This is a genomic window from Actinomadura luteofluorescens, from assembly GCF_013409365.1.
Taxonomy (GTDB): domain Bacteria; phylum Actinomycetota; class Actinomycetes; order Streptosporangiales; family Streptosporangiaceae; genus Spirillospora; species Spirillospora luteofluorescens.
In genome coordinates this window covers 5,596,184-5,609,041 of sequence record NZ_JACCBA010000001.1, presented here as the reverse complement: position 1 = coordinate 5,609,041, position 12,858 = coordinate 5,596,184, and the positions used below count along the sequence as shown (strand labels likewise).

Sequence of the window (12,858 nt, the reverse complement as noted above, 5' to 3'; positions counted from 1 at the left end):
GGTCAGCCTTCCGGGTAGAAGAGGAAAAGCGTGCAGCCGGTCGTCGTCTGCGGGACGTGCCAGGACCCCGCGGGGGCGTGAATGAACGAGCCGGCCGGGTAGTCCCGTTCGCCGTCGTTGAAGGTTCCGGAGACCACGAACACCTCTTCAGGCCCCGGTGCGTGGACGTCAACCCCTTCCCAGCACGTGTTCGGATCCATCTGCAGGACGAAGGCCTTCGCGCCGTCGCCCCCCTCCCACAGCGGCCGCAGATGGATGCCCGGGAAGAGTTCACGGACCGGGGCGTCCTGGAGGGTGGACCACACATAGCCGGCCATGCCCTGTTCTGTCGTCATGGGACAAGCCTGGCGACCGGCGCCCTGTCCGGCCGAGTGTCAGGAAAGACATGATGCGGTACTTTCATGCCATGCATCGCGTCGCGGCGCTCGTGCGGCCACCGCAATCGGCCTTCGAACTCGGCTTCACGGCCCAGGTGTTCGGGATCGAGCGGGCCGGGCTCCCGGTCAGGTACGCCTTCCGCGTGTGCACGGAGAGCCCCGGCCCCGTCGCGACGCTGGCCGGGTACGACATGCTCGTGGCCGAGGGGCTGGACGCGCTCGACGAGGCCGACACCGTGGTCGTCCCGGGCTGGCTGCCCGCCGGGAGGCCGCCGTCCCCCGGGGTCGTCCACGCGCTGCGCCGCTCACACGCTCGCGGCGCCCGGGTCGTCAGTATCTGCTCCGGCGCCTTCGCTCTGGCCCACGCCGGTCTGCTGGACGGACGCACGGCGACCACCCACTGGGCCCTGACGGACGAGTTCGCGGCGGCCTTCCCGCGCGTCGAGGTCGACCCGGACGTGCTGTACGTGGACCACGGCGACGTGGCCACCAGCGCCGGAGCCGGAGCCGGCATCGACCTGTGCATGCACCTGCTCCGCACCGACCAGGGCGCCCGGTACGCCGCCCACGTCGCGCGGACCATGGTCATGCCGCCCCACCGCGAGGGCGGCCAGCTGCAGTACTCGGCGCCGCCGCACCCCGTCCAGATCGACGGCACGCTGGCGCCGCTGCTGGACTGGATCGCCGGGCGGCTCGGCGAACCGGTGACCGTCGAGGGCATGGCCGCGCACGCGGGCGTCTCCACGCGCACCCTCGCCCGCCGGTTCGCCGAGCAGCTCGGCACCAGCCCGGGGCAGTGGCTGCTCACCCGGAGGATCGCCGCGGCGCGGGACCTGCTGGAGTCCTCCGACCTCCCCCTGGACGCCATCGCCCGGCGCGTCGGCCTCTCCTCGGCCACCAACCTCCGCAGGCGTTTTCTCAACACCCTGGGCACGACGCCGGGCGCCTACCGCCGCACCTTCCGCGCCGCGCCCCGCCGGCTCGACTCGCCCTAAGCGTCGCCGGACTGGGGAAGGTCGGCCTTGGCCGTCTCGTAGTCGCCGGTCGGAGGCACGTCGTCCAGGCGGTAGACGAGGTGGACCACACCGGTTCCGAACGTCTCCGAGGAGACGAGCTTCAACGGCAGCGGCGCGTCGGCGTCCTCGAACAGCCGCATCCCCTTGCGGACGGCGATCGGGTGGACGAGCAGGTGCAGCTCGTCGAGGAGGCCCGCCTCCAGGAGCCGCCGGACGACCGAGACCGAACCGCTCATCGCGATGTCCGACGTGGACGGCTCCTTCTTCAGCGCGGTCACGGCCTCGACGAGGTCGCCCCGGAGCCGTTCGGAGTTGCGCCAGGTGAAGTCGAGGTCCTGGCCGGTCACCACGATCTTGCGGGCGTCCCCGAGCTTCCTGGCGAAGTCGGCGTCCTCACCGCCGGCCTTCTCGCGGTCCGGCCACGCCCCCGCGAAGCTGTCGTAGGTTCTGCGGCCGAGCAGGAGGGTGTCGGCCGACCCCATCTGCGCGTCGACGGCCTGGCCCATCTCCTCGTTGAAGTACGGGAAATGCCAGTCCTGCGGGTCCTCGACGACTCCGTCGAGCGAGATGAACAACCCTGCGGTGATCTTCCGCATGCTGGGACTCCTTGAACAGCGTGTCGGCCATGGTGCTCACGAATGGAGACCGGCACCGCCCCCCGAACTCATCGGCGCCGCAGGGAACGGCTGAAGAGCCGGACGTCCTCCACCAGAAGCTCCGGCACCTCCATGGCGGCGAAATGGCCGCCCCGCCCGTACTCCGACCAGTGCCCGATGGCGCCGTCCGGGTCCATGAGAGAACGGATGGTGGTGTCCGCGGCGAACACCGCGACCCCCACCGGCGCAGCCGGCTTCGGCGAGGGCCCGCTCTGCTGCGCCGCGAAGGCCTTCCACGCCTGCATGCCCTCGTAGACGGCGTGCGCCGAGGACGCCCCGGAGCCCGTGAACCAGTAGAGGCTCACGTTGGCGAGGAGCTGGTCCCGGTCCACCGCGTCGTCGGGGAGGCCGGCCGCCGGGTCCGTCCACTCGTGGATCTTCTCCACGATCCAGGCCAGCTGGCCGACCGGCGAGTCGTTGAGGGAGTACGCCAGGGTCTGCGGGCGGGTCGACTGGAGAGCCAGGTAGCCGGTCCCCTCCTCCCTGAACCTGTTGAACTTCCGCGCCCGGTCCCGATCGGCTCCGGTGAACAGATCCGGCTCAAGGGCGGGCCCGAACGGCGGGGCCGCGCCCGTCCCCGAAAGGTGGACGCCGGCGACCCGCTCCGGGGCGACCAGCGGCAGCATGCCCGCCACCCCCGACCCGACGTCGGTCCCCTGGGCGACGTACCGCTCGTATCCGAGGCGGCGCATCAGCTCCGCCCACATCCGCGCGACGCCGAACAGGTTGAAGCCCGCCTCGCCGATCGGGTTGGAGAATCCGTAGCCCGGCAGCGAGGGCAGGACGACGTGGAAGGCGTCGGCGGGATCGCCGCCGTGGGCACGGGGATCGGTCAGCGGCCCGACGACCTTCATGAACTCGACCGGCGAGCTGGGCCAGCCGTGCGTGAGGACGATCGGCAGCGCTTCCGGCTCCGGCGACCGCGCGTGGAAGAAGTGGACCGTCTGGCCGTCGATCTCCGTCCGGAAATGCGGGATCTCGTTCAGGGCCGCCTCCTCGGCACGCCAGTCGAAACCGTCGGCCCAGTACGCGGCGAGTTCTCTCAGGTATCCGGCGGGGACGCCGCGGCTCCAGTCGTCCGGTCCCGCGGTCGCCGGCCAGCGCGTCGCGGAGACGCGGGCGCGCAGGCACTCGATCTCGGCCGCCGGGACGTCGATGCGGAAGGGACGGATCTCGTTCGTCATGACGTGAACGCTAGACGGCAATGCGGAACAGATCGTTCCGCGATTCGCGGCATCATGGAGGAATGATGCGAACCTCGGTCCGGCTGCTCCGGCTGCTGTCCCTCCTCCAGGCCAGGCGCGACTGGACCGGGCCCGAGCTGGCGGAGCGCCTCGACGTCACCACCCGGACCGTCCGCAACGACGTCGAGCGACTGCGCGAGCTCGGATATCCGGTGGACGCGACCCCGGGCGTCGGCGGTGGCTACAGCCTCGGCACGGCCGCCGTGCTGCCGCCTCTCCTGTTCGACGACGAGGAGGCGGTCGCGGTGGCGATCGGGCTCCGGACGGCGGCGACCGGCGCGGTCTCCGGCATCGAGGAGGCCTCGGTCCGCGCGCTCGCGAAGCTGGAGCGCCTCCTGCCGTCGCGGCTGCGCCACCGGATCGGCACGCTCGCGTCGACGACGGTCGCGCTGCCCGGCTCCGGGCCGTCCGTGGACGCGTCCGTGCTGACCGCGATCGCCGCCGCCTGCCGCGATCACGAGCGCCTGCGCTTCGGCTACCGCACGCACGGCGGCGCGGAGGGGCACCGCGTGACCGAACCCCACCGCCTCGTCGCCTCCGGCCGCCGCTGGTACCTCCTGGCCTGGGACCTGGAGCGGGACGACTGGCGGACCTTCCGCGTCGACCGCATCGTCCCGCGCCCGCCCGCCGGGCCCCGGTTCACGCCTCGGGACATGCCGGACGAGGACGTCGCGGCCCGCATCTCCTCCGGCCTCGCCCAGGCGATGTGGGCCTACAGGGCGCGGGTGGTGGTGAACGCGCCGGCCACCGAGATCGCGGCTCGGGTGCCCGCCGGCATCACCGTGGAACCCGCCGGGGACGACACCTGCGTCGTGGAGGTCGGCTCCGACGACCCGTCCATGCTCACCGTCTACCTCGGCATGCTGGACGCCGACTTCCAGATCGACGAGACCGCGAACCCCGAACTCGCCGACACCCTGCGCATCCTCGCCGCCCGGTACACCCGCGCCACCGATGCCCGCCCGTAGACGTCCTCACGGATCGGTCGGCTTGCCCGCTGGAACAGATGCGTCCAGCCCGCGGTGGCGGTGAGGGGTCAGAGCTTCTCGATGGTGGCGAAGCGGAGGACCAGGGTGCGGACGCCGTAGTCGCCGCCGAAGTCGACGCTGGCCTTCTCGCCCTTGTCGTAGACGGAGACGACGGTGCCCAGCCCGAAGGCGTCGTGGGTGACCTTGTCGCCTGGGGACAGGGACGGGACGGGACGGTTGCCGGGCGAGCGGGTCCCCGGGCGCTCCGCCATCCGCGACATGGCGGAGCCGGACGTGGAGGACGCCTCGCGTTCCCACTCGACGAGGGATTTCGGAACCTCGCCGAGGAAACGGGACGGCGGGTTGACCTGCGGCGCTCCCCACGAGCTGCGCATCGTGGCCCGGGAGACGTAGAGGCGCTGCCGGGCGCGCGTGATGCCGACGTAGGCGAGGCGGCGCTCCTCTTCGAGTTCCTTGGGGTTGCTCATGGCGCGCAGGTGCGGGAAGACGCCGTCCTCCATGCCGGTGAGGAACACGACGGGGAATTCGAGGCCCTTCGCGGTGTGCAGCGTCATCAGGGTGACGACGCCGTGGTCGCTCTCCTCGGGCTGCTCTCCCGGCGGGACGGGCCCGCCCTTCGCGCCCCCGGGGATGGAGTCGGCGTCGGCGACCAGGGCGACCTGTTCCAGGAACTCGGGGAGGCGGCCCTCGGCGGGCTCGCCGTCGAGGCGCTCCTCGAACTCGCGGGCGACGGCTTCGAGCTCCTGGAGGTTCTCGATGCGGGTCTCGTCCTGCGGGTCCTTGGAGGCCTGGAGCTCGGCGAGGTAGCCGCTGGCCTTCAGCACCTCGGCGACCAGGTCGGCGGGGGCGAGCGACTCGGCGGCGGCGCGCAGCTCGTCCAGCAGGGCGACGAAGTCGCGGACGGCGTTGAGCGAGCGGGTCGCCATGCCGGGGACGTCCTCGGGCGTCCGGAGGGCCTGCCAGAACGAGATGCGCTCGCGGGACGCGTACGCCTCGACGCAGGCCTCGGCGCGGTCTCCGATGCCCCGCTTGGGGACGTTCAGGATGCGGCGCAGGGAGACGGTGTCCTCGGGGTTGGCGAGGCAGCGCAGGTAGGCGAGCGCGTCGCGGATCTCCTTGCGCTCGTAGAACCGGACGCCGCCGACGACCTTGTACGGCAGCCCGACCCGGATGAAGACCTCTTCGAAGACACGGGACTGCGCGTTGGTGCGGTAGAAGATGGCGACGTCGCCGGGACGGGCCTCGCCGTCGTCGGTGAGCCGGTCGACCTCGCGGGCGACGAACGCGGCCTCGTCGTGCTCGTTGTCGGCCACATAGCCGATGATCTTGTGGCCCTCGCCCTGGTCGGACCAGAGCTTCTTGGGCTTGCGGTCGGCGTTGCGCTCGATGACGGCGTTGGCCGCGGACAGGATCGTCTGCGTGGAGCGGTAGTTCTGCTCCAGCAGGATCGTGGTCGCGTCGGTGTAGTCGCGCTCGAACTCCAGGATGTTGCGGATGGTCGCGCCGCGGAACGCGTAGATCGACTGGTCGGCGTCGCCGACGACGCACAGCTCGGCGGCCCCGACCCCCTCCACGGGCGCGGTCAGCTCGCGGACGAGCTCGTACTGCGCGTGGTTGGTGTCCTGGTACTCGTCGACCAGGACGTGGCGGAAGCGGCGCCGGTAGTGCTCGGCGGCCTCCGGGAACACCTGCAGCAGGTTGACCGTCATCATGATCAGGTCGTCGAAGTCCATGGCGCCGGCCTGCTGGAGCCGCGCCTGGTACATCTCGTAGGCCTCGGCGAGCGTCTGTTCCATGTGCGTGGACGCCCGCGCCTTGAACGTCTCGTAGTCGATCAGCTCGTTCTTCAGGTTGGAGACCTGGGCGCTGAACGACTTCGGCGGGTAGCGCTTGGGGTCGAGGTCGAGCTCGCGGCAGACGAGCGCCATCAGCCGGTTCGCGTCGGCCTGGTCGTAGATCGAGAAGCTCGTGGGGAAGCCGAGGCGCTTGGCCTCGCGGCGCAGGATCCGGACGCACGCGGAGTGGAACGTCATCACCCACATGGCCCGCGAGCGCGGCCCGACGAGGGCGTCCACCCGCTCCTTCATCTCGGCGGCGGCCTTGTTGGTGAAGGTGATCGCGAGGATCTGGCCGGGGTGCACCTCCCGCTCGCCGAGCAGGTGGGCGATGCGGTGGGTGAGCACCCGGGTCTTGCCCGAGCCGGCGCCGGCGACGATCAGCAGGGGGCTGCCGGAGTGCACGACGGCGGCGCGCTGCTGCGGGTTGAGGCCGTCAAGCAAGGGGTGAGCTTCGGTCTTCGACATCACGTGCGAGTCTACGGCGCCGCGCGGACGTTTTCGGCGCGTCCGCCGAGCCGGGGTGTCCCGGCCCCGCTCCGCCCGCGCCCCGGACGCCCCCCGCGCCGCCCCCGCCTCCGCCCGGCCGATACCCGCGGTGACCTTGATCAGGGGCCCGGCGGCAGCATGTGGACAGATGGGGCGCCATTTGGACACGGTGGGTTGACTCGATCTCACGTCCCGGCAGACGTTGGAGATGGAGCGGACACCGGCCGGGCCCCCGGCCCGGACCCGGAGTGCAAGACCCGTATTGCATCCCCGCATGTCCGCGCACAGCGGCGCAGAGTCATCAGGGACTCGCGCACTGTCACAGGGGAGGTGGCTTTGATGACCCACCAGCAAGAACTCCAGACACAGCTCGACACCGAGATCGTGGTACCCGCGCAGTGGTCGGGAAGGACGACCCAGGCGGCGGCACCGCCGCTCGCGCGCGCCGTCCCGCGGCCGGTGCCGGTACCGGTTCCGGCGCAGCCCGGCCACAGGTTCCTGATCTACAAGCAGGACCCGTCGGTCACCGAAATGGGCGCGCGTCTGACCTTCATCCCGACCGTGGTGCTGAACGGCCCCATGGACGTGCGCGTCCAGACCGAGTTGCAGGGCGTCACCCCGGTCGCGCGCAACATCAACGGCGACTTCGTGTTCACCCCCGGAACCCCGCAGTTCGACTGCGCGCACGCGTTCGCCGTCGTCCGGGAGACGATGGCCATGTACGAGCGGCACAACGGCGGCGTTCCGATCCCGTTCGCCTGGAACGTCGGGGGCAACACCGAACGCATCACCGTGTTCCCGCACGCCGGCGAGGGCGCGAACGCGTTCTACACGCGGACGGCCAAGGCGCTGAAATTCCTGTTCTTCACGCCGAAGGGGCAGCCGCCGTCGAACGTGCTGTTCACGTGCCAGTCCCTTGACATCGTCGCGCACGAGACGGGCCACGCCGTCCTGGACGGCCTCAAGCCCGGCTGGCTGGCGGCGGACGCCCCGCCGCAGACCGGCGGGCTGCACGAGTCGTTCGGCGACATCACGGCGATCTTCCTGGCCCTGGCGCAACCGGACCAGGCGGACGCCCTCGTCTCGCTCACCAAGGCGAACCTGCACGACAGGTCGTTCCTGGCTGACCTGGCCGAGCAGTTCGGCAAGGCGCTCGGCATGCCGTCCGGGCTCCGCAACGCCGACAACGACCTCAAGCTCAGCGAGGTCGGCAACGAGGTGCACGCGATCTCGCAGGTGTTCACCGGCGCGATCTACGACATCCTCGCCGACGTCTACACCTTCGAGCTGAGCCGGCAGCAGCGCACGAAGGACGCGGCGATCGTGCTGATCGAGACGGCGTCCGCGCTGTGCAAGCTCGTGTTCGACGCCATCGTGGCGTCCCCCGCGACGAACGCCCGCTACGTGGACGTGGCGAACAAGATGCTGCAGGCCTCGGCGAACCGCGGCGACCCGGCCGTCTACCGGACGTTCATCCGCAACCGGTTCGCCGTCCGGGAGATCACGACGGCGGCGACGCCGCTGCGCGACCTCATGAGCGGGCAGATGGCGATGACCGAGGCCGCGTACACCGGGGACGGGCAGGACGTCACCGAGGTCGAGGCGCACGACGAGAACTCGGCGAGCCTGCTGGCCGCCCAGGACAGGTCGCGCTGCTGCGGGACGATGCAGATGCCCGAGTACCAGGCCGTCCCCGCGGAGAAGCTGGCCCAGGGCGGGTCGCTGGAGGACGACGACATCCTCCGCGCCCAGCTGGACGAGCTGCGCAGCGCGTTCGGCAAGTAGCACCCGTTCGGCAAGTGACACCGTTCGGCAAGTGACACCGTTCGGGAGGTGGCGGCCCGCGGTGAGCGGGTAACGAGCAGGGAGCAGGCGAGTCGACGGGGAGGTGCGCGGGCATGCGCGTGACGATCGAGAGCACCGGCGGTTTCAGCGGCCACAGCACGGTCGTCGCGCGGTACGACACCGCTGCCCTCCCCGCCGGGCAGGCGGGACGCGTCCGCGAGGCGGTGGACGCGCTCGCCGCCGCGCACGCCCGCGGCGAGCCCGGCGAGATCGGCGCCGACCTGCCCGCGTACCGGATCACGGTGTCCGGGGACGGGGCGGAGGAGTACGGGGCGGCCGGCGAGCCGCGCGTCTACGAGATACGCGGCGACCCGACCGCGGGGGTCGCGTCCGTCCTGGGCACCCTCCTGGAAGGCCCCGACGCCACCCCCTGACCGCACTCCGGGGATCAGCTCGTCTTGCGGTGGTCGCGGGCGGATTCGGCCGCGGCGTGGACGGCGGCGAGGTCCGCGCCGGTCGCCGCCATGGACGCGGCGGCGACCGCGCCCTCGACCAGCGGGGCGTCCGCGAGCACCACGTCGTCTCCTTCGGCGTCCTCGATGAGCATCTTGGCGGTCAGCACGGAGCTGCCGAGGTCGGCGAGCAGCACGACCCCGTCGCCGTCGTCCGCCGCGGCGACCGCCTGCTCGACGAGGTCGATGCTCGTCCCGAGGCGCCCCTCGGAGTCGCCGCCGGCGGGTTCGACGACGGCCTTGCCGACGCCCATCGCGCGGGCGACCTCGGCGACGCCTTCGGCGAGCGTCCGGCTGTGGGAGATGATGACGATCCCGACCATGTCACCCCTCCCCCGCGGTGTCGGCGAGGGCTTCGAGCACCAGGGCGGTGGACGAGGCGCCGGGGTCCATGTGCCCCTCGCTGCGCTCGCCCAGGTAGCTCGCCCTGCCCTTGCGCGCCCGCATCGGAACGGTGCCGTCCGCGCCCTTCGAAGCCGCCTCGGCGGCGGCGCGCGCGCATCCGGCGAGGTCGGAGCCGTCCGCCAGGGCCGCCTCGTACGCCGCGACGGCCGGGGCCAGCGCGTCGACCATCGTCTTGTCGCCCTCGGCGGCCTTCCCGAGATCCTGGACGCCCTCAAGGGCGGCCCGGAGCGCGGCGCCGAGCGCGGCGGCGTCCACGCCGGCGGCGTCGCCGAAGGACTTGCCCGCGCGGCGCAGCACCGTCCCGTAGAGGGGGCCGGACGCGCCGCCTGTCTTCGACACGATGGCCCGGCCGGCGACGATCAGCACCTTGCCCGGCGGGGCGTCCTCGGGGAGCGCCTCCACGGCCGCGCGGAAACCCCGGTCGAGGTTGAGGCCGTGGTCGCCGTCGCCGATCGCCGCGTCCAGCCGGGTCAGCCGCTCGGCGTCGGCGGACACCCGCCCGGCCGTGCTCCTGATCCAGGCCGCGAAGTCCCCCGCGTCCATCGAACCGGTGTCCGTCGAACCCGCGCTCATCGGCCCCACCGGAGTCCCGGCGTCTCGACGGGCGCGTCCCACAGGCGGGTCAGCTCGGGCGTCACCCGGCACACGCTGATCATGCAGCCCGCCATCTCCAGGCTGGTCACGTACGGCCCGACCAGGCTGCGGACGACGGTCGCGCCGTGCCCCTCCAGCCACCGCGCCGCCGCCGCGTAGGCGACGTACTGCTCGATCAGCGGGGTGCCGCCCATACCGTTGACCAGCACGAGCACCTCCGAACCCGACAGCGGCATGTCCGCGTCGATCGCGCTGAGCGCGGCGTCCACGATCTGCTCGGCGGTGCCGACCCGGACGCGTTCGCGGCCGGGCTCGCCGTGGATGCCGATGCCGAGCTCCATCTCGTCCTCGCCCAGCTCGAACGTCGGCGTCCCCGCCGCCGGGACCGTGCAGGACGACAGCGCCACGCCGAACGAGCGGCTGCGCTCGTTCACTTCCCGGGCCGCGGCCGCCACGTCCGCGAGGGGCGCGCCCTCCTCGGCGAGCGCCCCGGCGATCTTCTCGGCGAACAGCGTGGCGCCGGTGCCGCGCCGCCCGGCGGTGAACGTGCTGTCCTCCACCGCGACGTCGTCGTCGACGACGACGGACACGACCTCGATGTCCTCGTCCTCGGCGAGTTCGGCGGCCATCTGGAAGTTCATGACGTCGCCGGTGTAGTTCTTCACCAGGTGCAGGACACCGGCTCCGCCGTCCACCGCCATCGTCGCGGCGATGATCTGGTCGGGGACGGGCGAGGTGAAGACCTCGCCGCAGCAGGCCGCGTCCAGCATCCCGTGACCGACGAATCCGGCGTGCAGCGGCTCGTGGCCGGATCCGCCGCCCGAGACCAGGGCGACCTTGCCGGTACGGGGGGCGTCCCCCCGTATGACGGTCCCGTTCGCGGGGTCGACCTTCAGCGACGGGTGCGCGGCGGCCATTCCGCGCAGGGCGTCGGACACCACGTCCGCCGGGGCGTTGATGAGTTTGCGCATGTCTCAGCTCTACCCCGGTGAGGAGCCCCGTCCCAGGCCCAATCGCCGATCATGAGATCCCGGGGGGATGCCCGGACGGTCCGCGTGCGCTTAGGTTGCCTCCGTGACGAAGCCACCGAAGATCCTCTACGACTGCGACACCGGCATCGACGACGCGATGACGCTGCTCTACCTGGCCTCGCTGGTCCAGGCGGGCGAGGCCGAGCTGGCGGCGGTCGGCACCGTCCACGGCAACATCGACCCGATGACCGGGGCGCTGAACACGCTGCGCGTCCTGGAGGCCGCGGGCGGCCCGGTGGTGCCGGTCGCGGTGGGCGCCGCCCGCCCGATGGCGCAGGACGTGCACTACGCGGTGGACTGGCACGGCACCGACGGCCTCGGCGACACCCGCCTCCCCGAGCCCGCGGGACGCCCGACCGCCGAGCCCGCCGCCGCGCAGATCGTCCGGCTGGCCCGCGCGATGCCCGGCGAGCTGACCCTGCTCGCGACCGGGCCGCTGACCAACCTCGGCGCGGCGCTGCTGCTGGACGGCGAGCTGCCGTCGCTGATCCGCGAGGTCGTGGTGATGGGCGGCGCGTTCGACCACCCCGGCAACATCACCACGCACGCCGAGGCGAACATCTGGCACGACCCCGAGGCCGCCGACCTGGTGTTCGCGGCGGACTGGCCGATCGTCCTGGTGCCGCTGGACGCCACCCACCCGACCGCCGTCCACGACGACTGGCTGGACCGGCTGGCCGCGCACGGCACCCCGGTCTCCCGGTTCGCCGCGGACATCCTGGAGTTCTACGCGGACGCCTACACGCCCACCCTGAAGCGCCGCGGCGCCGTCATCCACGACGCCCTCGCCGCGATGCTGATCGTCGACCCGGAGCTCGGCGAGTACGCCCATCGTCCGGTACGGGTGGAGCTGCGGGGCGAGCTGACGCGGGGCACGACCGTGTGGGACGCCCGCTCGCTGCCCGCCGACGACGCCCGCCGTCCGGTGAAGGTGGCCGTGGGCAGCGACGTGGCGGAGTTCCAGGAGCGCCTGCTGTCGGCTCTCATGGCGTTCTGAGCAGGGCGTACGTCCCGCCGGCCTTCCGGTGTCGACGCGCGGGCCACCCGGCGCACCCGGAACGTTCGCTGAAAGCAGCGATATCCGGGTATGCCGGAACCGTTGGCCGACCTTATTGTTGAAGATGTGACCAACGTTCTGGACGACAGCGAGCTGCAGCGGATCCTCGCCGTGATGGCGCACCCCGACGACGTCGACTTCGGCGCGGCGGGGACGGTCGCGGGCTGGACGGACCGCGGCATCGAGGTCGTCTACCTCATGGTCACCGACGGCGACGCGGGCGGCTTCGACGACGGCGTCACCCGCGAGGAGATGGCCGCGCTGCGCCGCGAGGAGCAGCGCGCGGCGGCCAAGTGCGTCGGGGTGAGCGACGTCCGGTTCCTCGGCTACCCGGACGGGCGGGTCGAGGTGAGCTTCGACCTGCGCCGCGACATCTCCCGCGTGATCCGGCAGGTGCGCCCGGACCGGGTGCTGATGCCGAGCCCGGAGCGCAACTACGAGCGGATCTACCCGAGCCACCCCGACCACCGCGCGGTCGGGGCGGCCGCGCTCGACGCCGTCTACCCCGACGCCCGCAACCCCTACGCGTTCCCGGAGCTGCTCTCCGACGAGGGGCTGGAGGCGTGGACGGCGCGTGAGGTGTGGCTGTCCGGCGGCCCCGTCGCCGACCACTACGTGGACATCACCGACCAGTTCGACCGGAAGGTGAACGCGCTGCGGGCGCACGCCAGCCAGACCGGGCACATGGGGGACGGCCTGCCGGAGATGCTGCGCGGCTGGCTCGGGAGCAACGCCGCCGCCGCGGGGCTGCCCGAGGGACACCTGGCCGAGTCGTTCCAGGTCATCGACACCGCCTGAGCCCCGACCCGCGAAAAGGCCCGCCGCGCCGGGCAATGCGGCGCCCTCCCAAAGGCTCACCGAAGCGGTC

General features: G+C 72.1%; 13 protein-coding genes. 6 read left to right on the top strand and 7 right to left on the bottom strand.

The window, feature by feature from the left end:
• Positions 1-2: 2 nt before the first annotated feature.
• On the bottom strand, positions 3-335 hold the full coding sequence (locus BJY14_RS26160) for a cupin domain-containing protein (RefSeq protein WP_246396099.1): 333 nt from the start codon (positions 333-335) through the stop codon (positions 3-5).
• A gap of 71 nt (positions 336-406) precedes the next feature.
• Between BJY14_RS26160 and BJY14_RS26155 the strand changes: the two genes are divergently transcribed.
• The gene (locus BJY14_RS26155; protein ID WP_179846033.1) at positions 407-1,372 is read left to right on the top strand and encodes a GlxA family transcriptional regulator; all 966 of its coding nucleotides are present in this window, start codon (positions 407-409) and stop codon (positions 1,370-1,372) included.
• Here BJY14_RS26155 and BJY14_RS26150 read toward each other — a convergent pair.
• Together BJY14_RS26150 and BJY14_RS26145 are read right to left on the bottom strand one after the other, a co-directional pair.
• Positions 1,369-1,989 carry a dihydrofolate reductase family protein gene (locus BJY14_RS26150; RefSeq protein ID WP_179846032.1) on the bottom strand — a complete coding sequence of 207 codons (621 nt, stop codon included), beginning with the start codon at positions 1,987-1,989 and terminating at the stop codon, positions 1,369-1,371. The genes BJY14_RS26155 and BJY14_RS26150 overlap by 4 nt on opposite strands.
• A 68-nt stretch (positions 1,990-2,057) precedes the next feature.
• Positions 2,058-3,233, bottom strand: a complete 1,176-nt coding sequence (locus BJY14_RS26145; protein WP_179846031.1) for an epoxide hydrolase family protein — start codon at positions 3,231-3,233, stop codon at positions 2,058-2,060.
• Positions 3,234-3,295: 62 nt separating this feature from the next.
• Between BJY14_RS26145 and BJY14_RS26140 the strand changes: the two genes are divergently transcribed.
• Positions 3,296-4,261, top strand: coding sequence for a helix-turn-helix transcriptional regulator (locus BJY14_RS26140; protein WP_179846030.1), 966 nt, complete (start codon positions 3,296-3,298; stop codon positions 4,259-4,261).
• Between the two features lie 68 nt (positions 4,262-4,329).
• Here BJY14_RS26140 and pcrA read toward each other — a convergent pair whose 3' ends face one another.
• On the bottom strand, positions 4,330-6,585 hold the full coding sequence (gene pcrA / locus BJY14_RS26135) for a DNA helicase PcrA (protein WP_218905595.1): 2,256 nt from the start codon (positions 6,583-6,585) through the stop codon (positions 4,330-4,332).
• 360 nt (positions 6,586-6,945) lie between these two features.
• On the opposite strand from pcrA, the gene BJY14_RS26130 reads away from it, so the two are divergent.
• The gene (locus tag BJY14_RS26130) at positions 6,946-8,391 is read left to right on the top strand and encodes a gluzincin family metallopeptidase (RefSeq protein WP_179846029.1); all 1,446 of its coding nucleotides are present in this window, start codon (positions 6,946-6,948) and stop codon (positions 8,389-8,391) included.
• A 113-nt stretch (positions 8,392-8,504) separates the two neighbouring features.
• A complete protein-coding gene (locus BJY14_RS26125) occupies positions 8,505-8,825 on the top strand; it encodes a protealysin inhibitor emfourin (protein WP_179846028.1) in 321 nt (106 codons plus the stop codon).
• Between the two features lie 14 nt (positions 8,826-8,839).
• Here BJY14_RS26125 and dhaM read toward each other — a convergent pair whose 3' ends face one another.
• From dhaM to dhaK, 3 genes are read right to left on the bottom strand one after another with little or no spacing between them, the layout of a single operon-like run.
• Positions 8,840-9,226, bottom strand: a complete 387-nt coding sequence (gene dhaM / locus BJY14_RS26120; RefSeq protein ID WP_179846027.1) for a dihydroxyacetone kinase phosphoryl donor subunit DhaM — start codon at positions 9,224-9,226, stop codon at positions 8,840-8,842.
• Between the two features lies 1 nt (position 9,227).
• A complete protein-coding gene (dhaL, locus tag BJY14_RS26115) occupies positions 9,228-9,881 on the bottom strand; it encodes a dihydroxyacetone kinase subunit DhaL (protein WP_246396097.1) in 654 nt (217 codons plus the stop codon).
• The gene (gene dhaK, locus BJY14_RS26110) at positions 9,878-10,873 is read right to left on the bottom strand and encodes a dihydroxyacetone kinase subunit DhaK (RefSeq protein WP_179846026.1); all 996 of its coding nucleotides are present in this window, start codon (positions 10,871-10,873) and stop codon (positions 9,878-9,880) included. The genes dhaL and dhaK overlap by 4 nt, the downstream gene beginning before the upstream one ends.
• 103 nt (positions 10,874-10,976) lie before the next feature.
• Here dhaK and BJY14_RS26105 point away from each other — a divergent pair, with 103 nt between their 5' ends.
• Both BJY14_RS26105 and BJY14_RS26100 read left to right on the top strand, forming a co-directional pair.
• The gene (locus BJY14_RS26105; RefSeq protein ID WP_312879402.1) at positions 10,977-11,930 is read left to right on the top strand and encodes a nucleoside hydrolase; all 954 of its coding nucleotides are present in this window, start codon (positions 10,977-10,979) and stop codon (positions 11,928-11,930) included.
• 174 nt (positions 11,931-12,104) lie between these two features.
• A complete protein-coding gene (locus tag BJY14_RS26100) occupies positions 12,105-12,788 on the top strand; it encodes a PIG-L deacetylase family protein (protein WP_246397189.1) in 684 nt (227 codons plus the stop codon).
• The last annotated feature ends 70 nt before the right edge of the window (positions 12,789-12,858 follow it).

Bases quoted from the DNA above. Each gene is read 5' to 3' on its own strand.
- BJY14_RS26155 (WP_179846033.1), top strand. From the start codon at position 407: ATGCATCGCGTCGCGGCGCTCGTGCGGCCACCGCAATCGGCCTTCGAA.
- BJY14_RS26140 (WP_179846030.1), top strand. From the start codon at position 3,296: ATGATGCGAACCTCGGTCCGGCTGCTCCGGCTGCTGTCCCTCCTCCAG.
- pcrA (WP_218905595.1), bottom strand. From the start codon at position 6,585: ATGTCGAAGACCGAAGCTCACCCCTTGCTTGACGGCCTCAACCCGCAG.
- BJY14_RS26150 (WP_179846032.1), bottom strand. From the start codon at position 1,989: ATGCGGAAGATCACCGCAGGGTTGTTCATCTCGCTCGACGGAGTCGTC.
- BJY14_RS26125 (WP_179846028.1), top strand. From the start codon at position 8,505: ATGCGCGTGACGATCGAGAGCACCGGCGGTTTCAGCGGCCACAGCACG.
- dhaK (WP_179846026.1), bottom strand. From the start codon at position 10,873: ATGCGCAAACTCATCAACGCCCCGGCGGACGTGGTGTCCGACGCCCTG.
- BJY14_RS26160 (WP_246396099.1), bottom strand. From the start codon at position 335: ATGACGACAGAACAGGGCATGGCCGGCTATGTGTGGTCCACCCTCCAG.
- dhaL (WP_246396097.1), bottom strand. From the start codon at position 9,881: ATGAGCGCGGGTTCGACGGACACCGGTTCGATGGACGCGGGGGACTTC.
- BJY14_RS26145 (WP_179846031.1), bottom strand. From the start codon at position 3,233: ATGACGAACGAGATCCGTCCCTTCCGCATCGACGTCCCGGCGGCCGAG.
- BJY14_RS26130 (WP_179846029.1), top strand. From the start codon at position 6,946: ATGACCCACCAGCAAGAACTCCAGACACAGCTCGACACCGAGATCGTG.
- BJY14_RS26100 (WP_246397189.1), top strand. From the start codon at position 12,105: ATGGCGCACCCCGACGACGTCGACTTCGGCGCGGCGGGGACGGTCGCG.
- dhaM (WP_179846027.1), bottom strand. From the start codon at position 9,226: ATGGTCGGGATCGTCATCATCTCCCACAGCCGGACGCTCGCCGAAGGC.